15 protein-coding genes are annotated in these 21,417 nt (G+C 65.4%); 8 read left to right on the top strand and 7 right to left on the bottom strand.

Annotated features, from left to right (window positions below; genetic code table 11):
- Positions 1 to 180 precede the first annotated feature (180 nt).
- The 3 genes from Mal64_RS05335 to pilM form a co-directional block, all read right to left on the bottom strand.
- Entirely contained in the window at positions 181 to 2,091 is a 1,911-nt protein-coding gene (locus Mal64_RS05335) for a hypothetical protein (RefSeq protein WP_146397778.1), read from the bottom strand.
- 81 nt (positions 2,092 to 2,172) lie between these two features.
- On the bottom strand, positions 2,173 to 3,495 hold the full coding sequence (locus Mal64_RS05330; protein WP_146397776.1) for a hypothetical protein: 1,323 nt from the start codon (positions 3,493 to 3,495) through the stop codon (positions 2,173 to 2,175).
- A gap of 148 nt (positions 3,496 to 3,643) precedes the next feature.
- Positions 3,644 to 5,854 (bottom strand): type IV pilus assembly protein PilM, encoded by a 2,211-nt coding sequence (gene pilM, locus Mal64_RS05325; RefSeq protein WP_146397774.1) that lies wholly within the window; start codon positions 5,852 to 5,854, stop codon positions 3,644 to 3,646.
- Positions 5,855 to 6,470: 616 nt separating this feature from the next.
- On the opposite strand from pilM, the gene cmk reads away from it, so the two are divergent.
- The 3 genes from cmk (at position 6,471) to Mal64_RS05310 (ending at position 10,040) form a co-directional block, all read left to right on the top strand.
- Positions 6,471 to 7,139, top strand: coding sequence for a (d)CMP kinase (gene cmk / locus Mal64_RS05320; protein ID WP_146397772.1), 669 nt, complete (start codon positions 6,471 to 6,473; stop codon positions 7,137 to 7,139).
- Between the two features lie 89 nt (positions 7,140 to 7,228).
- Positions 7,229 to 7,819: a lysophospholipid acyltransferase family protein gene (locus tag Mal64_RS05315; RefSeq protein WP_146397769.1), complete on the top strand. Its 591-nt coding sequence runs from the start codon at positions 7,229 to 7,231 to the stop codon at positions 7,817 to 7,819.
- A 262-nt stretch (positions 7,820 to 8,081) separates the two neighbouring features.
- Positions 8,082 to 10,040 (top strand): 30S ribosomal protein S1, encoded by a 1,959-nt coding sequence (locus Mal64_RS05310; RefSeq protein ID WP_146397767.1) that lies wholly within the window; start codon positions 8,082 to 8,084, stop codon positions 10,038 to 10,040.
- A gap of 123 nt (positions 10,041 to 10,163) precedes the next feature.
- Here Mal64_RS05310 and Mal64_RS05305 read toward each other — a convergent pair whose 3' ends face one another.
- Complete coding sequence (locus tag Mal64_RS05305) at positions 10,164 to 11,216, bottom strand: FG-GAP repeat protein (protein ID WP_197525469.1); 1,053 nt, start codon at positions 11,214 to 11,216, stop codon at positions 10,164 to 10,166.
- A gap of 609 nt (positions 11,217 to 11,825) precedes the next feature.
- Here Mal64_RS05305 and Mal64_RS05300 point away from each other — a divergent pair.
- From Mal64_RS05300 to Mal64_RS05280, 5 genes are all read left to right on the top strand, one after another.
- Positions 11,826 to 12,704 (top strand): sigma-70 family RNA polymerase sigma factor, encoded by an 879-nt coding sequence (locus Mal64_RS05300; RefSeq protein ID WP_146397763.1) that lies wholly within the window; start codon positions 11,826 to 11,828, stop codon positions 12,702 to 12,704.
- Between the two features lie 271 nt (positions 12,705 to 12,975).
- Positions 12,976 to 13,206: a hypothetical protein gene (locus Mal64_RS05295; protein ID WP_146397761.1), complete on the top strand. Its 231-nt coding sequence runs from the start codon at positions 12,976 to 12,978 to the stop codon at positions 13,204 to 13,206.
- A 291-nt stretch (positions 13,207 to 13,497) separates the two neighbouring features.
- Positions 13,498 to 14,085: a biliverdin-producing heme oxygenase gene (locus Mal64_RS05290; RefSeq protein ID WP_197525468.1), complete on the top strand. Its 588-nt coding sequence runs from the start codon at positions 13,498 to 13,500 to the stop codon at positions 14,083 to 14,085.
- A complete protein-coding gene (locus tag Mal64_RS05285) occupies positions 14,082 to 16,352 on the top strand; it encodes an ATP-binding protein (RefSeq protein WP_146397757.1) in 2,271 nt (756 codons plus the stop codon). Before Mal64_RS05290 ends, Mal64_RS05285 begins: the two co-directional genes overlap by 4 nt.
- A gap of 111 nt (positions 16,353 to 16,463) precedes the next feature.
- Complete coding sequence (locus Mal64_RS05280; protein ID WP_146397754.1) at positions 16,464 to 18,029, top strand: hybrid sensor histidine kinase/response regulator; 1,566 nt, start codon at positions 16,464 to 16,466, stop codon at positions 18,027 to 18,029.
- Between the two features lie 31 nt (positions 18,030 to 18,060).
- On the opposite strand, the gene Mal64_RS05275 is transcribed toward Mal64_RS05280, so the two are convergent.
- From Mal64_RS05275 to Mal64_RS05265, 3 genes are all read right to left on the bottom strand, one after another.
- A complete protein-coding gene (locus Mal64_RS05275) occupies positions 18,061 to 19,437 on the bottom strand; it encodes a tetratricopeptide repeat protein (RefSeq protein ID WP_146397752.1) in 1,377 nt (458 codons plus the stop codon).
- Positions 19,438 to 19,538: 101 nt separating this feature from the next.
- Positions 19,539 to 20,084, bottom strand: a complete 546-nt coding sequence (locus Mal64_RS05270; RefSeq protein WP_146397750.1) for a hypothetical protein — start codon at positions 20,082 to 20,084, stop codon at positions 19,539 to 19,541.
- Positions 20,085 to 20,397: 313 nt separating this feature from the next.
- Positions 20,398 to 21,372, bottom strand: a complete 975-nt coding sequence (locus Mal64_RS05265) for a type II secretion system F family protein (protein WP_146397748.1) — start codon at positions 21,370 to 21,372, stop codon at positions 20,398 to 20,400.
- Positions 21,373 to 21,417: the final 45 nt, after the last annotated feature.

The raw sequence follows: 21,417 nt of genomic DNA, 5'->3' as shown, positions 1-21,417 counted from the left end.
TCAATCCCACGAGGTTTTAAGAAACCGATGGGGATCACCCTCCGGGCGCATTGTCGCGGCGATCGCCGCTAGCACGTGCGCGTTGCGTTTAGATCGCACTACCGCTAGCCGTAGCGTTGCTTTCGCCATATCGACGTCGAATCACACCGCCACACACGCTACGCATCCGTGCGATACGCACTAGAACTCACGCATGTCGCGTCCCATGCTCTCGAAGTCGCGGCCGCCGTCTTGTTCTTCGCCATCGAAGATCGCGCGGTGGTTCTCGACCTCTTGCGAGTCGGTCATCTCGTCGCGCAAGTAGAGCCTGCCCGCCGGATCCATCAGCAGCACGCGGACCGGGGCGTCGATCACGTTGCGGACGATCTCCTCCCCGCCGTCGACGTCGATCAGGGTCGACCCGGTTCGGAAGGGGAACGAGTCCTTCTTCACGATGAAGCGGCCGTCGCTCGTGAGCACCTCGGCGTCTTCGGTCATGTTCATCACGTCACCGCGGTTGAACTCGGCCTCGAGCTCGGCTTTGAAGGCCTTGCCTTCCTCGTCGATCGAGAAGCTCTGCACGAGCATGTTGACGCTCGGCTCGGCGTTGACTTGCTTGGACGAGGGGAGCTTGGCGCTAACCACGTAGGCGTCGCCCGCCATCGGCACGGAGATCACCGGGCTGGGCTCGCTGTACTCGGTAAACACAACCTGATGCGCGCCAGGCTTCTGGCCCGCCAGACGCTGAAGGACCTGTGGAGAGAGGTACTTCTTAGAGACGCCTTGGTTCACATCGTTGAGGATCAACCGGATGCGGTAGCGGTATTGCTTGCCCGGCTCGACCGTGAAGTCAAAGAAGCGGACCATCAAATTGGGGATGCTCGTCGAGAAACCTTCGGAGGAAGTCCGGCTACGGCGCGTGCTTCTGCCGCCTCTCTCTCCGCCACCGTTGAACTCACCCAGCCCACCACCACGTTGTGACATGCGGGGGCCTCCTCTTTCGAGCGGGCGGTCGATTCCTCCTCGGGCGCCGCGTTCACTCGGCCGGCTGAAAATCCCCCCGTTTTCGTTCTCGGTGGGCTCTTCAGGTTCGTCGACCGTTTCCAGCATCTCGGTTTCCGAGGCGAGCGGGATCTCGCTGTGCACGACCTCGGCGCCCCAGGCGCGCCCCACCAACGGGGGGAGCGGGAAGGTCAACGCAAAGTCCTCATAATTCCCGTCGACCAAGGGCTCTTGGCCTTCGATCCAAGAACTGGTTGCCTCCTCGATGGTCCGCGGCGTGACGTAGGGCTGACGGACCGATCCCCAGCCGCCGGTGACCGGCACCCTTTGCCATTTGGAAAGGGCTCCCGCGCGGTACTCGGCCCGCTCGACCTCGTAGCCGGCGTAAGAGGGCACGTCATCGGCTTCTTTGTATCCGCGGGCGTTCTCCAGCGTTTCCTTGTACGCTTGATACTGGTCGAGCGAGGGCGCCTGGGCGAGCACGACCGCACACGAGACGGTTTCGATCTTTTCGAATCCCTCGACCGGAACGCCCTGGTTCTGGCCGCGCAGGCGCGGCGCGGGCCGGCGGTTGGGGTCTTCTCGATCGCCTTCGCCACGGCCCGCGTCGAACAGGTCCTGCTCGTTGTCGCGGTTTCTCTCTTCTGCTCGCTCGGCCTCTCTGCGTTGCTGCCGCCGCAGCTCTTCGAGTTCACGCCGCTGGCGGGTCGCCTCGTCGGCGAAAGCCATCAGGCCGGTGATCGCCGTGCCCTCGAGCTTGCGCGCGGCGAGCAGCGGCGGGTCTTCGCGGTCGACGGTGGGGGGGACCACCGGGCGGTTGAGACCGCCGGACCTGTACTTCTCGTCATCGATCGGCTCGGCCGCGTCCTTCGCGTCGATGCCCTCAAAGATCCGCACGTTCTCTCGGTCTTGCAATGCGTCTGGCCAACTGAAATTGTTGATCGACGTGCGGGTTTGCTCCGCCTGGCCACCCAAGTCGCTCGGATTGCGTTCCTCGTAGGGGACTCCCAGCGAAGAGTAAGCGAGCCATCCCGCAACGAGCGCGATGACGAGGATCAACGCCTTCTCGACGTGGGCGAGCAACAGGTTCTTGATACCACCGTGTTTCATAATGGATCGCCTTCGTGACGTTCGATTGGCTTTGTGTGGCGCCCGCGGGGGGCGCGATTGGGGGTGTGCGGGAGCGGCGGGTCAGACGCCGGCGCCGTCGACCCCTTCGACTTCAAGCTTTTCGTCGCTCGGTTTGTTGAAGATATAAACCGCGCCCTGGAGGATTACCGTGCCGACGTTCGGCTGCCGGTCGAAGGCGCCGATCTCGTTGTCGCCGATACGCCGCTTGCCGCCGCCGGGGTTGATGCGGACTTGCTCCACTTCCACCTGCAGGGGGGCGTTGGCCAACTCGACAATCAGCTTGCTGAGCCAGGTCTGGTCCATCTCGAGCGACATGCGAACGGGCAGCCGCTTGTACTCGCTGCCGAAATCGTAGTTGCCGGCCGAGATGCTGGTGATCGGTTCGCCCTCGTCGTCGAGGTAGCGGCCGGAGAGCAGGGTGGCGGCCTCGTCGCCTTCGGCGTTGCCGCCCCCAGCGGGGCCGCCGAAGTCGCGGCTGGCGCCCGGGGTGAAACTGCCGATGCCGCTGTCGCGGCTCATGGGGAAACTGTCGCCACCGCCAAAGGCGCCCGCGGCGCTCGCGTTGGAATCCGGCGAGTAGAGCCGGCCGCTCGAGTCGTTCTGACCGGCGGCGTCGGCCCCAACCTGGAGCTCCTGGATGATACGGACCGCGGCGTTGGATTGGCGGGTGGCGCCGGCGGCTTTGTTGGTGTTGGCGATCGCCGTCAGCAGCGACTCGTAGACCCATAGGTCCTCTTGCGTCACCCAGATGCGCAACGATGAGGGGGAGCTGTTGAGTTCGAGCTTGCCCCGCAGGAGTTCCTGGTCGAGCCATTCGACGATGAATTCTTCTTCGACTTCTTCTTCATCGCGGCCCTCGCCGAAACGAGAAACGCCCCCGGGGGAAAGTGGTCTGCCGCCGCGTCGGCCAACGCCCCCGTCGGCGGCCATCAGCCGTGCGTCGATGATCTCGACCAGTTGCGGGAAGCGCTTCTGGATGTAGTTCAGGTAACGCTCACGCATGTCCTCACGCATGCGGTCGCCGAACTCCAGACCCTGCACCGAGTTGATAAAGCTGTCGCCAAGTGTCGAGGGCCAGTTGAGCACCTGCTCCTTCTGACTCTCGTAAAGACTCGACCAGAGAGTGCGCACCTCGCTCGAGAGATTGACGATCTCTTGGGCCTGGCGGGCGTTGACCGAATCACTCGGTTTGAACGGCTTGTTGCGGAGGCTGCTGAGCGACTGGAACTCGCTGTTGATCTTGTTCTGGTTCGCCTTGAACTCGGTGGAGAGAGCGCCCGCGGCTGTGTACCAGCTCGCCACGCAGACGCCGAGCACGACGACCGAGAGCAGCCAGAAGTGGTGCTGCTTGATCCATCCAAGAATGACGCGGACTTGATCCATGGAAACGCTGTCTCCGTGTGGGGCCGCCCGGCGGCCCGCGGGGTGGTCGTGCGGTTGGGGTTGGTTGCGGTCTCTTACCGGCTCGGTCGTTCCGACGCCGCTGCGGCGGGCGTCAGGCGGTGTTATCTAAACAGTGAGGTCGGGGTGGTCAGGGATTGACGCCAGCGAATTGATCGTCGGCATCCGGAGCGGCTTCTTCGGCGTTCTTGAGCCGCTGGTAACGCGGCGTGTCGGCCCATGCGAACTGCACGATGAAATCGTAGCGCCGGAGCGTCCAGATTTCGGGCTGCTCAAGCTCATCGTTGCCGCGCGGGTTGCCACCCCTGGGCGAGCGGAAGCCGCCACGCGACGACCTCGAAGACCCCCGGCCTTGGGTGTCTTCTTCAGAAACGGCGTTCGGGTCGTATTGGACCGTGACGATCTTGTTCTCGGTCACGACCACCGGGTGCGAGATGCCGAACTGTTTGAAGGAGACCTCGACCAGCTCGCCGTCGATCCCGTCGGGCAGCATGAAGCCGCCTTCTTCGAGCTTGGTGAGCAGCGTGCGGATGACGAACTGCTCGCCCTCGTTCACCCCGCCGTCGTTGTGGAAGTGGTGCCCCTCGAGCTGGATCACCCAACCCGGCCCTGTCGGGCCGGAGTCGGCCTCTGCTTCGCCGGCGAGCGACTCTTCCTCGGGGAATGCGGCTGTTTCGTCTTCGGCGACTTCCTCGCCCTCGGCAGGGGCTTCCGGTTCGGGCTTGGGAAGCGATTCCTGCCACTCGCGTTGCGAGCGTTTGGAGTCTTCGTACTGGCTCTGCACCTGCTTGAACCAATCGCCAAGGTCCTCAAACCGCTCGCAATCCATCGAGGTGATGAGGATCTCTTCGCGTTGGGTCACGTCCTCGGCGGTCGCCTCGCGTTCTTCCACCGGGCGCTCGTCGCGGGGGATCGCCGCGTCGAGCGCTCGCAACAGTTCGAGCCACAGCAGGCGGCCGTCGATGTTGCTCAACAAACTATCGGAGATCTTGTTGATGTCGTCGAACTGAGTCTTGAGCGTCTCGTTGGTCCCGCTCAGTGTGTTCGCCTGTCTGGCGACGCCCTGGGCGGTATTGATCTGTTGACTCCAATCGTTTTCGAGATCAACGGTCCGCCAAGCAGAGACGTACTGCGCGTAGCTGAAGGTCATCGCCCCCATCATCAGGGCGGCGGCGGCGACGGCCCACGGCTTCTTGGCCCGGATCAGCCGTTGGGTGACAATCTCTTGGGGCAGCAAGTTCGTGGAGATCTGGCTGAGCCCCAGACCCTGCACACACAAGCCGTACGCCACCGGGAAGCTGAGCCGGTTCTGCTCGAACTCGGGGACCGCGGTCACGCTGCCGCCGGCCAACGCCGGGAAGTCTTCGATCGCCTCGACGGGGATGTCGAGGTTCTGCACCAGGTAGCGGGTCAGCCCGGGCAGCTTCATCGCGTTGCCCACGGCCACGACTTCCTTGAGCTCGGCGCCGCGGTTGTTGCTCGTGAAGAAGCCGATCGAGCGTTGCACCTCGGCCACCAGGTCGCTGAACACCGGCCGCATCGCCTGGAACACCGCCTTGGGGTCCTTGCTCTTGGTGGCGTTGCGTTTGAGCTCCTCGGCCTTGGAGAAGGTGAGCTTCAGCTCCTTGGTGAGCGCCTTGGTGAAGTGGCTGCCGCCGATCGGGATGTTGCGTTGCCAAACGCGGAACCCGTTGGTGATCACCAAGTCGGTCGTGTCGGTGCCGATCGAGAGCACCACGGTCGATGGCGGCGGGTTCTCGGGGTCGAAGCTCTCGGCGCCCTCGAGGTTGCCCAGGCGGTCGAAGGCGAGCCAGTTGTAAACCGCCAGCGGGGCGAGCTGGATCGTGTCGATCCCGATGCCCGCCTTGGTGTAAGGCTCGATCGAGCGCGCGACTTGGTCGCGCTTCATCGCGAACAGCCCGACCTCGGTCTCGAGCGCAAAGCCCTCGTCTTGGCTGCCGCCCTTGAGCGCTTGGTAGTCCCACACCACGTCTTCGAGCGCGAACGGGATCTGCTGCCGGGCCTCGTACTTGACGATGTCCGGGATCTTCTTCGCCTCGACAGGCGGCAGCTTGATGAATCGCGCGAGCCCGGTTTGGCCGGCGACCGACATCGCGATCTCGTCGCCCTTCAGCTCGTTGCGCGAGACGAACGTCGCGAGCGCTTCTTGGATCAGCTCCTCGCGGTCCGCGTCGGGTTGGCTCAGGAGCTTCGGGTACTCGATGTAATCGAACGCTTCGACAACGAGCCGGTTCGACTCCTTCTCGTGCGTGCGGCAGCGCAGCGCTTTGAGCGCGCTCTGGCCGATATCGATTCCCCAAACGGCGCCGGTTTTCGCCATATCTCTCAAGCCTCGATTTGTGCGTCCCTACAAACCGCTCGCTCGACCGACGGGCCGATCGCGGCGGTATTGGAAAATTGTAAGGGCCTGTTCCGTTAGTCAGCGTCCGCAACGCGCCGCCCGGCAATCACCCAGGGGCTCCGCGGCGGATGGAGCGGTCTCTCAGACGATGGTAAACGAGTAGCGCGCCTGGCCATCGTGCCGGGGGCCGTAACTTGTATGGTAATCAGTATTTGGCTCGGGGGTAGCGATTGGCGCCGAACCGTGCCGGTCGATCGGAGGGGATATCCCGATTCTACCGCCTCGGGGCCGATTTGCGCCCCTTCAGCGGCGCGTGATGAGCATTGTGCGGCCGGCCCCCAGGGCGGTTCAGCCGCCGTGGGCCGGCTTGTTTTTACTACGGCCGGGGCGATTGGGGCGTTCGCTCACACGACGCGGTCGCACTGCTGCTGAGTTACGCCAGGCCCCTTGGCCCCAATCGTGCGATCCCGTTGGCGCCGAATGCCATGGGGGTGGTGGCCCGGAGACGCGGCGTCGTGTTAAATTCGGGGCTTGCTCGGCCGCCGCCTGGGATGGTCGTCTCCCCTCCGCCTGAACGAGCGACCCCCAGCAGCGAATGATAGTGACCATCGACGGCCCCGCTGGGGCCGGCAAAAGCAGCGCCGCCCGGGCGTTGGCCCAGCGATTGGGCTTCCGATTTCTCGACACCGGCGCGATGTATCGCGCCGTGACCTACGCCGCCCTGAAGCGGGGCGAGGACCTCGAAGACACTCGGGCCATCGCTCGCGTGGCCCGCGAAATCAGCCCCGAACTGGTGCTCACCGGCGACAGCGTGCTGCTCGCCGACGAAGACATCACCCGGGCGATCCGCACTTTTGAGATCACTACGGCCACCCGCCACGCCGCCGATTGCCCCGAAGTACGCAGCACCCTGGTCGACCTCCAGAGGCAACTGGCCGATGGGCTCGATGTGGTGGCTGAGGGCCGCGATCAGTCGACCGTCGTCTTTCCCCACGCCGAATGCAAGATCTTCCTCACCGCCAGCGAGGAGGTGCGGGCCGAGCGGCGGTACCTCGACATGGTGAACCGCGGCGAGCACGTTTCGCGCGATGAGGTGCTCGAAAAACAACGCGAACGCGACGATCGCGACAGCAGTCGACCTGTGGGCGCCCTGACCAAGGCAACGGACGCCATCGAGTTTTGCACCGACGGCCTGGAGCCCGATGAAGTGGTCGAGCGGCTCATGGAAATCGTTGCGGACAGGCGCAAGGCGGTGGGTTCTTGACCGCTAGTCGTCGCAAAGGGGCAAGCCGCGAGGTTGCCACCCACAGCCGCGGGTCACTCAAATGGGGGTGGTACGCCCTTTCGTCGTTCATGCTCTGGGTGGGGGCAAAGCTGCTTTTCAGGCTGCGCTTCCGTGGGCAGAGCGAGGTTCCTATGCGGGGCCCTTTGGTGCTCCTTTCGAACCACCAAAGCCACCTCGATCCACCTCTGGTGGGTGGGGCGCTCCGCCGGCAGCTCAGTTACATGGCTCGCGACACGCTGTTCCGCGGCCCGTTGGGGCCTCTGATCCGTTCCTACGACGCCATTCCGGTCGACCGCGACGGGACCGGGTTGGCAGGCATCCGCAACACCCTCAAGCGGATCAAGGAGGGGGGGGCGGTGCTGCTCTTTCCCGAGGGGACCCGCTCCGACGACGGCGCACTGAAGCCAATCAAGCCAGGTTTCATCGCCCTGGCGCGCCGCGGCAAAGCGACGATCTTGCCCTTGGGACTTGACGGCCCGTACCGAGCTTGGCCCAAAGGGGCTCGACTGCCGCGCCCGTTTGTGCCGATTGCACTGGTAGTGGGCGAGCCGCTGTCGCCGGAGCGAATCGCTGAACTCGACGACGATGAACTGCTCGCCGAGGTGGCGCGGCGCATGGCCGCGGCGCGAGAGCAGGCGGTCGATCTGAACCGGCGCTGAGGGGCGGCCCATCGCTAGGGGGCCTTTTCTAAGTTGTGGCCCCTTCAGTACTTTGCTACGATCACGTTTTGCGCGGCGCCCCATAGCCTCTCGGTGGTCGGGAGGCGGTCGTCTGTGCAGCAGTCCTCTAACCCCCCGGACGATTCGCGTCCCCTTCTGGCCCCGCCGGTTGGTCCCTTCGGGACCGCCCTTCTGGCGGCCCTGCTCCCCCTGCGGGGGAGTTTGCTCTCTGAATCGCGAATCGCCGAACGGTACTTAATTTATGGTCAATCGCAATCTTATCCGCGAATTCGATGTCACCGACGACGACCTGATCGCCGTCATGGAGGAGGCGCCCGACGAGGCGTCTTGGCTCCAGGGCGAAGACATCACGGTCAACAAGATCGTCGAGGGGACGATCATCCGGGTCGACGACGAGTACGTCGTGATCGACATCGGCTACAAGAGCGAAGGGCTCGTTCACCGCAACGAGTGGGAGCCCGAGTTCGATAACAACCAATACAGCAGCGGCGACGAAACCGCCGAGGGCGAAGAGGCCGCCGAAGAAGAAGAGCCCGAGATCGAGCCGCCGCCCGAGGTGGGCCAGAAGGTCCGCGTGCTGGTCGAAGAGGTCGAGGAGGTCTCCGGCCGCCACGACGAGCGCGGCATGCTGGTGCTCAGCAAGCGCAAAGCGGAGAAGATCGAGAAGTGGCTCGCCGTCATGGACAAGGTCCACGAGGGCGACGTGGTCACCGGCAAGGTGATGCGCAAGATCAAGGGCGGCCTGCTGGTCGACATCGGCGTGAACGTCTTCCTGCCCGCCAGCCAAGTCGACATCCGCCGCCCCCACGACATCGGCGAGTACCTCGACAAAGAGATCGAGTGCATGGTGCTCAAGATCGACGAGGAACGGCGCAACATCGTCGTCTCGCGTCGCAGCCTCATCGAGCAGGAGCGGGCCAAGAAGAAGGCCGAGCTGCTCAAGCACCTCTCGGTCGGCGACCTCCGCACCGGCCAGGTCAAGAACATCGCCGACTTCGGCGCCTTCGTCGACCTGGGCGGCATCGACGGCCTGCTGCACATCACCGACATGAGCTGGGGCCGCATCAGCCACCCCACCGAAATGGTGAAGATCGACGACGAGATCGAGGTCATGATCCTCCACATCGATTACGAGAAGGAGAAGATCGCCCTCGGCCTGAAGCAGAAGACCGCCAGCCCGTGGGAGAAGGTGCCCGCCACCTACCCGGTCGGCTCGCGCGTCAAGGGAACCGTGGTGAACGTCATGAGCTACGGCGCCTTCGTCAAGCTCGAGGACGGCATCGAGGGCCTGGTGCACATCTCCGAGATGAGCTGGACCAAGCGGATCAGCCATCCCTCGGAGCTCGTGCAGATCGACGACGAGGTCGAGGTCGTTGTCCTGGGCATCAACCAGGAGAAGCAAGAGATCTCGCTCGGCATGAAGCAGACCCAGTCCAACCCGTGGGACAAGGTCGCCGAGAAGTACCCGCCGGGGGCCCAGGTCACCGGTCGCGTCCGCAACCTCACCAACTACGGCGCCTTCATCGAGATCGAAGAGGGCATCGACGGCCTGCTGCACGTCTCGGACATGAGCTGGACCCGCAAGGTCAGCCACCCGTCCGAGGCCGTGGAGAAGGGCCAGGAGATCGAGTGCAAGGTGCTCTCGGTCGACACCGACCGGCGCCGCATCGCGTTGGGCCTCAAGCAGCTCGACGAGGACCCGTGGGCCAACGACATCCCGAACCGTTACCAGTCGGGGCAGTTGGTCAAAGGCAAGGTCACGAAGATCACCAACTTCGGCGTCTTTGTTGGTCTTGAGGACGGCCTCGAAGGCCTGCTCCACATCTCGGAGCTGGCCGACGGCAAGATCGAGAACCCCGAGGAAGTCTGCTCCGTGGGCGACGAGCTCGAGGTCAAGGTCCTGCGGGTCGACTCGGACGAGCGCAAGATCGGCCTGAGCCGCAAGCGTGTTGACTGGGCCGAGGAAGAGGCGGGCGCCGATGGCGGCTCGCCCGCGATGTCCTCCTCCACCCCGAGCGCCAACGACGCCAACCTCAAGGGCGGCATCGGCTCGGGCGACGGACCGCTCTTCAAGTCCGCGGCCCCGGCCGAGTCTGAGAACGCCGTGGTCGAGGCCGAGGCGACCGAAGCGGAGCCGGAGGCCGAGACCGAAGCGGCCGACACGGAGTCGGACGACGCTGAGAAGCCCGCCGAAGGCTGACACGACCGGCGCCCTTATCGTGGGCGTCACAACCGATACGACCTCACCGGCGCCGCGAGCCCCCTGCTCGCGGCGCCGTTTTTTTGCGCGCCCCCCGCGCTCGCGTCGCCCGTATTGCGGCCCTCAGACGACGCGCAACCGATGCCCCGCCAAGAAGAGGCAGGCCGCAGAGAGCAAGAGCCACGAGGTCGGCTCTGGGATCGCGACGTCAAAGACGTAGGCCGCGCCATTGGAGCTTGAGTGACCGGGCGCTCCGATCACCGCTAGGCCGTCATCGAGGGCAACGCTGAAACCAAAGTTCTGATACGCCGAAGAATCGTCCGGCGTGATTCGCAGCAATTGCTGGCCGGACACCGCATCAAACAGGTAGGCCGCCCCAGCGAGTTGTCCATTCGCGTCGTCGCCAACCGCGCCGATAAGTGCGTAGCGTCCATCTATTGCGACCGAGCCGCCAAACCCCTGATCTCTACGCCCGTCGATAGGCGTCAGCTTGTTGACCAGCTGACCCGTCGCGACGTCGTACACGTAGGCCGCTCCCGATGAGAGGTTGCCCTCGCTATTGCCCCAGGAGCCTACGATCGCCAGCCCTTCTGACAGGGCGACCGACTCGCCGAAGTAGTCGCTAAACGCCCCGTCTTCTGGCTCGAAGCGGAACACCTGCTCGCCCGTCGTGGTGTCGAACAGGTAGGCGGAGCCGGTGTTTACGCCCTCGGCGTCAATGTCGCGATAGGCCCCCACCAGGGCGAGCCCTCCTTCGATCGCGACCGAACGGCCGAAGTACCCGTCGTCGGCAGGGACGCCTGGGACGATCTCCATCGACTGCTCTCCCGTCGTTGCGTCGAACAGGTAAGCCGCACCGTGGGTGTCGTTGTGGGCGTAGGCCCCCACCAGCACCAAGTTGCCGTCAACCGCCGTGGACCAACCGAACCGATCGAACGCGCCGGTGTCTTGCCCCTCCAGCGGCTGCGGGGCGGCAACGCCGCCCAGGTCATAGAGGTAAGCCGCGCCGGCGTTGGTGCCCAAGCTGTCGGCGTGGAACGCTCCCACGACCGCCCGCTCGCCATCAATGGCCACGGCCGCACCGAAAGTGTCTTCGCTGCCTAGGAGGACGCGGTTCAGCACGCCCGTCGAGGCGTCGTGTACGTAGGCGTTCTCGGAACCGGGGGCCCCTAGCAAGAGGCGTCCTTCATCGATCGCGACGGATCTCCCGAGCCGCTCGTCGCTCCCGCCTGCAATCCGGTACAGCTGATCGCCAAATCCCGCCCGTGCCGGTGCGGCGCCGGCAGTGAGAAACAAAACGGCAGGGAGGAATCCCGAGAATAAACAGACGACGACTCGGATGCTCTTCATTAGACGCTCGCAGAAATAGAGGGATGATCGGAGAGAAGCAGCTGCCTATCGACAAGAGCAGTAGATCTTAATCGCCCCGGAGAATCCCAACCATTATTTTCCTCATGGGCGTTTCCACCCACCTATTCGAATCGTCCGGGAATACCCCCACCGAAGCGGGCGTCCTTCGGCGCGTGGCGTTGATTTTTTTGTGCGAGAAGCTTGCGCCGCCGCGTAACGGATGAGGTCTTCCTACTCATTCCGCCCACCGCAATCCGCAGCCCGCATCGTTACCCGCACACCCCGCACAACGCGCGCGGTTTGCCACGGGGCACAGTCGGCGTCGCCCATGGGTCGATAGTCACTGCTAGCACCCATCACGCGCGGCCCCCCGTCTGCGCGATCACCGTCCGGCGTTCCCCCGCAACGCCTCGCCCCCGCGAACCCCCGCAAGCTATGGCCACCGCACCCACGAAAAAGCGCCGCACCCCCGGCTCCGCCGTCCAAACGCCGCTCGAGACCTACCTGCGCGAGATCAACGAGACCGCGCTCTTGACCGCCCAGGACGAGAAGGACCTGGCCGTGCGGATCGGCGAGGGGGACATGGCGGCCCGCGATCGCATGGTGCGGGCCAACCTGCGCTTGGTGGTGAACATCGCTCGCGGCTACTCGGGCAAGGGCCTCAGCCTCCAGGACCTGATCGAGGAGGGCAACCTCGGGCTGTTGCGGGCGGTCGAGGGCTTCGACCCCGCGATGGGCACCCGCTTCAGCACCTACGCCAGCTACTGGATCAAGCAGTCGATCAAGCGGGCGCTCATCAACACCGGCAAGACGATCCGTATCCCGGCGTACATGGTCGAGCTCTTGTCGAAGTGGCGCCGCGCGTCGGCCCGGCTGACCGAGGAACTCGACCGCTCGCCCACGCCCGAAGAGATCGCCCGCGTGCTGGGGCTGCCGAAGAAGAAGCTGCCGATCATCAAGAAGGCGATCAAGATCTACAACGCCACGCCGCAGACCGACCAATCCGAGGCGGGGTGGACGTTGGGCGACATGATCACCGACGAGAACCAGGTTTCGCCCGACGACCAGCTGCTCGAGTCCGACAGCCTGCGGCACGTTCTCGAGATGCTCAAGACGATGGACGAGCGCGAGGCGACGATCCTCAAGCTCCGCTTCGGCCTAGGCGGAGTCGAGCCTCGGACGCTCAAAGAGATCGGCGAGCAGTTGGGCCTCACGCGTGAACGCGTCCGTCAGATCGAGACCGAAGCGCTGGCCAAGATGGCCGCCAGCCTCGACGACCCCCGCGACGCCGCGATGCTGCTGCAGGGACGCTAAAGACACTGCCGCTGAGCCGCTGCCGATGAGGCGCTACTGGTAGCGCGAGGCCCCGCGAGTCACGCCCTTATCGCCGGGAGCTGAGTTCATCGAGATCGTCAGGCAATGCGATGTCGCCGCCAGGTACGGCGTCACCCTGCTAGGAATCGCTCTGTTGGCCGTGGGCTCGCTCTGGCTGCTGGAGTGGCAGATGAGTGAGAGGCGCCGGCTCCATGCCTCTTGGAGCGGCGACCAAATACACGTCTCTTCCCCCAAGGATGGGCCGTGGTACGTGACCCATCTGGTTGCGTACCAATCGGATGGCTACTGGCGAGCGGTGGCGCAGCTCCCACGGCCGGTCACGATCATCGATTCGCGCGGTCACCACTTTGGGCGAGCGCAAATCGATTCGCTGGAGTGGATCGACATCGCCGGTGAAGTGAAAGCTCCGCCTGCCACGGGGGAGCCAGTCGGCGTGATGTACTTGGCGCCGATTGAGGGCAAACGCCCACCGAGAGACTGAATAGGGCTTGGCGATTGGTTCTTCCGCTAGGTGTGGTTCCAAAGCGACCAGCCTACGCGTCGAAACCGGCGGACAACTTCTTTCTTCGAATCAAGTGGCGTGATCCTGCTTGACTGGCGGGAGATCGAACTTAAAGATGTCCTATTGCAAAGCTGAGCGGCCGCTGCTCGTGTGAGGATGACGGCCGAAAGCTTGAATGGGATGGGGGACGACGCTCCCGTCGCCGCGCCGCGATTTCCCCCTACTTCTGGCGGTAGAACCATAAGCGGCTCAATCCCCATCAGCGAGCACTTGCGGCGGTCGACCGAGACGCTGCACAAAGATGTCGAAGGACGCGTTGATTGGCGGGCTGCCTTCTCTTCCGCCGAGTGCTACCGCGACCTGCTGCGGCGCATTTACCGTGTCCAAGCGCCGGCGGACCGCGCGATCGAACACCACCTCAGCGAGCCGCCCGATTGGCTTGCCTCGCGCCGCCGCGCCGGCCGATTGGAGCTCGATCTCAGCTGCGTCCTCGCCAAGGGCGACACGACGAAGCCGGATGACGCCGCCGGCAGCGGCGCCGTACCGAGGCAGGAAACCCACGCCGACTTTTCGTGGGTCGAGAACGCCGAGCACGCGGCGGGTGTGCTCTACGTACTCGAGGGTTCGACCATGGGGTCGCGTTACTTGGCCAGGAGCTTGGAGAAATCGCTGGGCGTCTGCCCGGGCGCCGGGGGCGACTATTTCAGCGCCTACGGCTCAGAGACCGAGTCGCGCTGGAGCGCAACGAAGGCTTGGCTCGACGAAGAGTTCGCCGCCGAGACGCAGCGCGCGCCGGTGGAGCATGCCGCCCGACGCACGTTCGAGATCTACGGCCAGCATGTGGGGGGGGCCGAATGAACGGTCACGCGACGAAGCAATCGGTCGACCTGACCAATTGCGACCTCGAGCCGATCCACGTCCCCGGGGGCATCCAGCCCCACGGGCTGCTGCTGGCGTTTGACGCGTCGCGGCTCGTTCTCTGCAACTGGTCACAAAACGCCGCCGACTGGCTCGGCGCCGAGCCGGTTGCCGGCGCCTCGTTTGAGCAGATGTTCCCCGACATCGAGCGGTCTCGGATCGATTCGCTGCTGGCCAACCGGGAGGGGATCATCCATCCCTTCATCCTCGAGCCGTCGTCCGGTGGTGGCAATAAACCGGGCCGGTTCCAGGCGATGCTCCACCACTACCGTGGCTTGTTGATCGTCGAGCTGGAGCACGCGGCCGGACTGCCGGAGGGGCCGGCGTTGCTGATGAGCCTGCCGCTCAGGCTGAACCTCGCCAATCACCACATGCAGGCGTGCCCCGATCTTGCCACGCTCTACTCGGCCATCGCCGAGGAGGTGCGTTCGATCAGCGGTTTCGACCGGGTGATGGTTTACCGGTTCCTCGAGGAGGGGCACGGCGCGGTGGTGGGCGAGTCGGTCGACGACCGCTTCGAGTCGTTCCTCGGATTGCACTACCCGGCCACCGACATCCCCAAGCAGGCGCGCCGGCTGTACGAGCTCAACCCGGTCCGCGCGATCGCCGACATCCTGGCCCCCCCCTCGCCGATCTTGCCGGAGGCGCGTCCCGGCTCGGGCGATGCACTCGACCTGAGCTACAGCTGCTTCCGCGCTGTTTCGCCGATCCACATCGAATACCTCAGGAACATGGGGGTCCGGGCCTCGATGTCGGTGAGCATTCTTTGCGAGGGGCGGCTCTGGGGCCTGATCGCTTGCCACCACTACGAGCCGAGCCGCCTGTCGTTCGAAGACCGCGCCGCCTGTGAGATCTTGGGGCAGATGGCCGCTGTCTACCTCACGTCGCGGGACCTGAGCGAAGCCAACCGTCAGCGCAGCGATCGAGCCGAAGTGCTTGCGCAGGTCACCAACGATCTCGCCACGAGCGAGGAGTTCTTCACCGAGGCGATGGCCTCGGCCGAGGCGCTGTGCCGCTGCGTCGAGGCGGACGGGGTCGCCTTCTGCTGGCGCGACGGCCCGACGACGTGGGGCGCCACGCCAAGCCCCGACACGGTCGAAGCGTTAGCCGAGACGTTGCTCGCCTCGGGCGCCTCGGTTTGGGACACCGACCGGCTGGGCGAGCACGCCGCTTGCGACCAGGACGACCTCGGCTCGTTGTGCGGCGGCTTGGCCTTGCCCTTGGAGTCGCCCGAGCTGACCGGCCTGCTGTTCTTCCGCAAGGAGTACGCCCAGGAAGTGGTCTGGGCGGGAGATCCGAACAAGCCGGCCGAGCCCACTCCGCAGGGCGTGCGGCTGTCGCCACGGCTGTCGTTTGCCGCGTGGAAAGAGGACGTGCGGGGCAGGTCGCGGTCTTGGTCGGCGGTCGACCTCGAGATGGCCGAGTCGATCCGCGTAACGCTGGCCGACTTGGTGGGGCGTCGGGCCAAGCAGCTCGCGCGGCTCAACCAGCAGTTGGCCCAGCTGAATTCGGACCTCGATTCCTTCGCATTCGCGGCCTCACACGATTTGCGCGAGCCGCTGCGTGGGCTCAACCACACGGTGCGTTTCTTGCTCGAGGAGCTCGAGCACCACAAGACGCCAAGCATCGAGTCGCGTTGCGAGGCGCTCACGCGGCTGACCAATCGGATGGACGAGCTCGTCGCGGGCCTGTTGCGTCTCTCGCGAGCCGGCTCTGGCGATCTCAAGCGGGAGCAGGTCGATCTCGCCGAGGCCGCGACCGAGGCCGCCGAGCTAGCGCTGGGGTCTGATTACTCCGAAACGCTCGCGTTGTCGGCGCCGAGCGGCGTGCTGTTGACGGCCGACTACATGTGCTTCCGCGAGCTGCTGGCCAACCTGATCAGCAACGCCGTGAAGTACAACCGCCAGAGCGAAAAACGGGTCGAGATCAGCGCCGCGCCCTCCGGGAGCTTGCGGACCGAGTCGGGCCGCTTCGCCACCGTTGTCAGGGTCAGCGACAACGGCGTCGGCATCCCGCAGGACCATCACGACACGGCCTTTCAGCTCTTCTGGCGTCTGCACACCGAGGAGCATTACGGCGACGGGACCGGCGCCGGCCTCGCCATCGTCAAGAAGATCGTCCAACGCCACGGCGGCATGATTTGGATCGAGTCCGAACCCGACCGCGGCACGACGTTTTGTTTTTGCTTAGAGCCGACGATCTCCTAGACTTCATGCGTGCGGCGGAAATCCTGCGACCGACTCGGGGACAGACTCAATTGAATCGACAGGTCCCGCCCCAGACCTGTCACGGACCCAGAGCGACCAAGATTCGAGCCGATGCGTAAAGTTCTCATCATCGATGACAGCCCCGAAGACCGCGAGATGGTCGCCCACGCACTGAGGCAAGACCCGCTCGTGCGCTACACGATCGATTGTGCGAAAACCGGCGCCGCGGGTCTCGCGATGCTTCAGTCCGAGGGCGCCGACTTCGACTTGCTGATCCTCGACTTCCGCTTGCCCGACATGAACGCGGAGCAGATCGTCGCCCAGCTGATCGGGCCCAAGCTCGCGCCGCCGCTGCCGATCGTCGTGCTGACCGGCAGCGTCCACGGCCACCTGCTGCAGTCCGAGCCGCTCGCCCACGGCGTGCAGGACTATTTCACCAAGTCCGAGATCACCCCGCCCGTTCTCGCTCGTGTCGCCCAGAACGCCATCGAACGCCACCGTCTCGTGCGTCGTTTAGTCGAGAGCGAGAAGATCGCCGAAGAGGCCCGCCTCGAGGCGGAGCGAGCCAACCGCGCCAAGTCGAACTTCCTCACCCTGATCAGCCACGAGCTCCGCACGCCGCTCACCGCCATCCTTGGGTTCACCACACTGCTGCGCAAGGACCCGCTGGCGAGCGACGCCGTCGAGATGCTCGAGATGATCTCGGGCAGCGGCGAGCACCTCAAAGACCTGCTCAACGACCTGATCGACATGGCCAAGGTCGAATCGGGCTCGCTCGATGTCGACGTCACGCCCTGCAACGCCCGCGATCTGCTCGAGACCACGTGCCAACTCATGGCGATCAAGGCGGGCGACAAAGGCCTGCCGCTCACGTTCGAGCCCCCCCTTGGCGTCCCTGCCGAGCTGTGCACCGACCCCTTCCGGCTGCGGCAGATCGTGCTGAATCTGCTCGGCAACGCCATCAAGTTCACCACCCTGGGCGAGATCCGCTGCCGGGCTGCTTGGGAGTCCGAGGATGGACGGCTCAAGGTCTGGGTGTCCGACAGCGGCCCCGGTATTCCCGACAAGATCCGCGACACGATCTTCACGCCGTTCGTCCAGGGCGCCCACGTGAGCGGCGAGCAGCGTGAGGGCATTGGGCTTGGATTGGCGATCAGCCACCGGCTGGCCGCGATGATGGGCGGCTCGCTCACGATCGAATCGACCGGCCCCGAGGGGACCACGTTCCTGCTCGAAATCGACGCCCCCCAGCCGGAAGAAAGCCGCTCCGATTGCGAGGCGCCCATCGAAGAAGAAGCCGAGGTGATGCCTCAGCTCGCGGGCAAGCAGATCCTCGTTGCCGAGGACACCAAAGCGATCCGCTTCTTGGTCAAGCGATTGCTCGCCCCCACCGGCGCATCGATCGACTTTGTCGAGAACGGCGAGGAGGCCCACAAGCAAGCCCTCAGCCACGGCGGCTACGACGCCATTATCATGGACATGCTGATGCCGGTGATGGATGGCTTTACCGCCACACGCACCCTGCGAGAAGTGGGGGTCACGATCCCGATCTTCGCCCTCACCGCCGCGGCTCACTCCGACGAGCTCGCAAGGTGCACCGCCGCCGGCTGCACCGAGGTGCTGACCAAGCCGATCGACCCGGACGATCTATACCGGGCGCTCTCGCAGGTCCGCTAAAGGTTTTAGCCTCGCGGCATCAGCCGCCGCCTCAGCGGTCGCGCACGGCCGGCAGCAAGCGTGGGCCGTAATTCGCTGAGTGGATTGCCGTCTGGTAGTTCGGCTCGGTCGGGGCGCCCGATTGGGCGGGGCCCTCGATCGGCAGCGTCATCTCTGGCGTCACGGCCAGCGGCTTTTGGCCGGACGTAAACCGCGGCGGGGCGGGTTGTGTGAAGGGCTGCTGGGTATGCGCTTGCTGATGCGGCGCTGGCCACGGCTGGGCGGCTTGCTGCGGCGGGGTCTTTGGGAGTGCGGTATCAGCCAGCTGGGGCTGAGGCTCGACTTGCGCTGGCGCCGTCGTGGGCGCAGCGGCGGCGAGCGCCTCGGGGCTGAGCTTCTCCATCGCCACGTGGGCGGGCGCCATCGACGGGTCGAGCTCCAGGGCCGCGAAGTACTGCTCAGCCGCTTCGATCTCACGGCCGCGGCTGGCGAGCATCTGGCCGAGGTTGAAGTGAGCCGCCGGCGCCGCATGGAACGTCTTCAGATGCGCGAGCGCCTCGTCGTTGCGGCCGAGCTCCGTCAGCACGGTGGCGACATTGTTGCGGTAGAGCCCCTTCTCGGGATTCAAGCGGATCGCGCGTTGGAAGGTCTCGAGCGATTCGTCGAGCTTGCCCTGACGCGCTTGGCACAGCCCCAGATCATTGAGCACGCCGGCGTGTTGCGGCGCCTCTGTGGCGGCCTGTTGGTAGAATCCCTCCGCCGATTCGAGGTTGCCGGCGCGATCTTCCACGCGGCCCAGCTCACGCAGCAACGCCACGTCCAAGGGCGTCTCGGCGAGAGCCTGCTTGAGCAAACCGCGGGCGAGATCGGTGTTGCCTTGAGCCTCGGCGTTGCGAGATGACTCGACCACGCGGTCGGTTTCACTGGCGGGGGTCGGCTGCGCAGCGGGGCGCTGCGACGACGGGCTCTGAGTCGCCATCGCCGCCTGGAAAGCCGAGGCCGGGAAGACCGCCGGGTTCATCCCGCCGCGCGGCCCCACGGGCGAGCCGGGCATGGGCGAGGCGTAGCCGAGTTGGTTCGGCGCGGGCGCTCCGTAAACCGGCTGGCCGTAGGGCGGGGCCGGCTGCGGCGCCGGCCGTTGAGCCATCGCCTGCTGCGTCGCCGCTTGCTGGGGCGTGGGTTGCTGCGACATCGCCCGCGGCTGCAGCTGAGGCTGAGGGACGGCGACCGTGGGCTCGGATTTGCCGAACCACTTGCTGAGCCACGGCAGGTTGGCGCGTTTGGTCTCGGGCGCAGCCTCGGTGGCTACCGGGCGGCTTGTGGCCGAGCCGACCCGCGGCCTGCTCACCATGGTCGCCGGCGCCGCGTCGGCGTAGCAAGCCGAGAACGTCATTGCAGCGGCTAGCGCCGCGCTCTTGTAACGGACCATTCCCCCTCTTCCCCCTCCGTGTGAGGCGCCGTGGAACGGCGCCCGGTGTCTCGTATCGCTGCGTTCACGCCCTATGCGGGCCGCGGCGCTTTAGAGTCAGCTCAGTTGTCGTCCATGTTGTAGGTGTTGGTCGGCAGGGCCGGGATCAACATGTTCTCGCGGAACTTCGTGTTGACGTAGTCGACCACGACCGCCGGACGCCCGTCCGACAGGATGGTCGTCTCGTTCACTTCGGCCCCGGTTCCCAGACCTTGGGCGAAGTCGCGGGCGGCGGCCACGCGTGCTTCGGTCGTGGCGGCCGTCATCGACGGCTCGATGAAGACCTGGCGACGGCCCTCAGGCTGCTGGGTGAGGATCCAGTGGACCCGCAGCTTGCCGGCCTGCGTGAGCTGGGTGGCGTCTTCGTTGAAGTGGTGGCTGCCCAGCAGGTTCTGACGACGCGTGCCGTTGGCGATCATCGCATCGAACGGGGCGTAAGCGTGCCGCCGGTCGGGGCAGACGTAGGGCATCGGCCAGGCCTGGTTCTCCCGGCGGCCCTGCTCGAGGTGGTTGTAGCAATCCTCCAGCCAGAAGGCCGAGCCGACCGACGGGGCGGACAGGCAAAGGATCGTCGCCGCGATCAGGGCGTTAGCCGCTCGTGTCATCATCGTGTCCTCGTTCCCTCGTGGCGCCGGGGCGAGCCAACGTGCGCGGCCCGCGCTGCTTCCTCTCAAGCGGTATCGACCCGGCGTCATCGGAAGCTGCGGCGCTTCTGTGGCGACCCGATCGGTTGACGCAGCTTACCCAGATTCGGCTAGGCGCCAGCACGCCAGCCGTGAAGAGTCACCGGACGTGGCGAGCCCCGGACGTTAGTCCGGGGAGGGGACGCAGCTAGCATGGCTCGCCGGCGCTCGAACAAATCCCCGGGCTGACGCCCGGGACTCGCCGGCGTTGGCGGGCGGCGCTGAGCTTCGCGGCGGCTCAGTTTCCGCCCGACATGGCGGGGAACATCTCGTTGATCATCGTGATGGCGGCAGGGCCGACGAGCACGACGAAGATCGCCGGGAAGATGAAGATCACCAGCGGGAAGATCAGCTTCACGGCCGTCTTGGCCGCCTTCTCCTCGGCGATCTGGCTGCGACGCGTACGCATCGAGTCGCTCTGCACGCGCAGGGCTTGGGCCACGCTCGAGCCGAACTTGTCGGCCTGGATCAAGATCGCCGAGAGCGCTTTCAGGTCGTCCACGCCGGTCCGTTGGCCGAGCTCGTGCAACACGGTGTTGCGCGCCGATCCCATCTGCAGCTGCAGGTTGCAGAGCGCGAACTCGTTGGCAAGAACGGCGTAGCTGTTCTTCATCTCCTCGCTCACCTTGCGCATGGCGGCGTCGAGGCCGAGGCCCGCCTCGACACAAACGACCATCAGGTCGAGCGCGTCGGGCAGGCCGTAGAAGATTTGGTCCTGGCGGCCCTTCTTGATGATCCAGAGCCCGGCGTCCGGCACGAAGAACATGACGCCCGCCGAGGCGACCGTGATGATCATCGCCTCTTGGGTGAGGCCCTTGGTCCAAACGGCGGCGCCGCCGCCGATCAGGAATCCGAGGATCAGGCAGATGAGCTTGATGCCCAGGAAGATGCTGACGGCGGTCTCGGTGCGGAACCCGCCGTGAGCGAGCCGTAGCTTGAGCTTGCCCTGTTGCTCCTCGGTCTTGGGCTGCAGGGGGGCGGCCAGCTTGGCCGTCTCTTGCTTGAGGATCTTGCCCATCTTGTCGCCGGCGCTCGCGCCCCGCTCGCCTCGGCGGCCGGCGGGGTCGCTCAGCTCTTCGAGTCGCTCGGCCGCGCGGCCGCCGCCGCGGTTGCCGAAGAACTCCAGGGCGCACCACATCGCCACCGCCACGCCGCCGAAAACGGCGAGCTGGGTCATCATCGTGGAGCTGATGAAAGCGAGTGTGAGTGTCATGGCTCGATTGGTTCTGGGTTCGTAGCTCCCAGCCCTCGTGGGGCA

Origin of the sequence: Pseudobythopirellula maris, assembly GCF_007859945.1 — a bacterium.
GTDB classification, from domain to species: domain Bacteria; phylum Planctomycetota; class Planctomycetia; order Pirellulales; family Lacipirellulaceae; genus Pseudobythopirellula; species Pseudobythopirellula maris.
This window is presented reverse-complemented; position numbering and strand designations above follow the sequence as displayed.

Excerpts from the sequence above, each read along its gene's own strand:
- Mal64_RS05335 (WP_146397778.1), bottom strand. The coding sequence starts at position 2,091 with ATGAAACACGGTGGTATCAAGAACCTGTTGCTCGCCCACGTCGAGAAG.
- Mal64_RS05330 (WP_146397776.1), bottom strand. The coding sequence starts at position 3,495 with ATGGATCAAGTCCGCGTCATTCTTGGATGGATCAAGCAGCACCACTTC.
- pilM (WP_146397774.1), bottom strand. The coding sequence starts at position 5,854 with ATGGCGAAAACCGGCGCCGTTTGGGGAATCGATATCGGCCAGAGCGCG.
- cmk (WP_146397772.1), top strand. The coding sequence starts at position 6,471 with ATGATAGTGACCATCGACGGCCCCGCTGGGGCCGGCAAAAGCAGCGCC.
- Mal64_RS05315 (WP_146397769.1), top strand. The coding sequence starts at position 7,229 with ATGCTCTGGGTGGGGGCAAAGCTGCTTTTCAGGCTGCGCTTCCGTGGG.
- Mal64_RS05310 (WP_146397767.1), top strand. The coding sequence starts at position 8,082 with ATGGTCAATCGCAATCTTATCCGCGAATTCGATGTCACCGACGACGAC.
- Mal64_RS05300 (WP_146397763.1), top strand. The coding sequence starts at position 11,826 with ATGGCCACCGCACCCACGAAAAAGCGCCGCACCCCCGGCTCCGCCGTC.
- Mal64_RS05285 (WP_146397757.1), top strand. The coding sequence starts at position 14,082 with ATGAACGGTCACGCGACGAAGCAATCGGTCGACCTGACCAATTGCGAC.
- Mal64_RS05280 (WP_146397754.1), top strand. The coding sequence starts at position 16,464 with ATGCGTAAAGTTCTCATCATCGATGACAGCCCCGAAGACCGCGAGATG.
- Mal64_RS05275 (WP_146397752.1), bottom strand. The coding sequence starts at position 19,437 with ATGGTCCGTTACAAGAGCGCGGCGCTAGCCGCTGCAATGACGTTCTCG.
- Mal64_RS05270 (WP_146397750.1), bottom strand. The coding sequence starts at position 20,084 with ATGATGACACGAGCGGCTAACGCCCTGATCGCGGCGACGATCCTTTGC.
- Mal64_RS05265 (WP_146397748.1), bottom strand. The coding sequence starts at position 21,372 with ATGACACTCACACTCGCTTTCATCAGCTCCACGATGATGACCCAGCTC.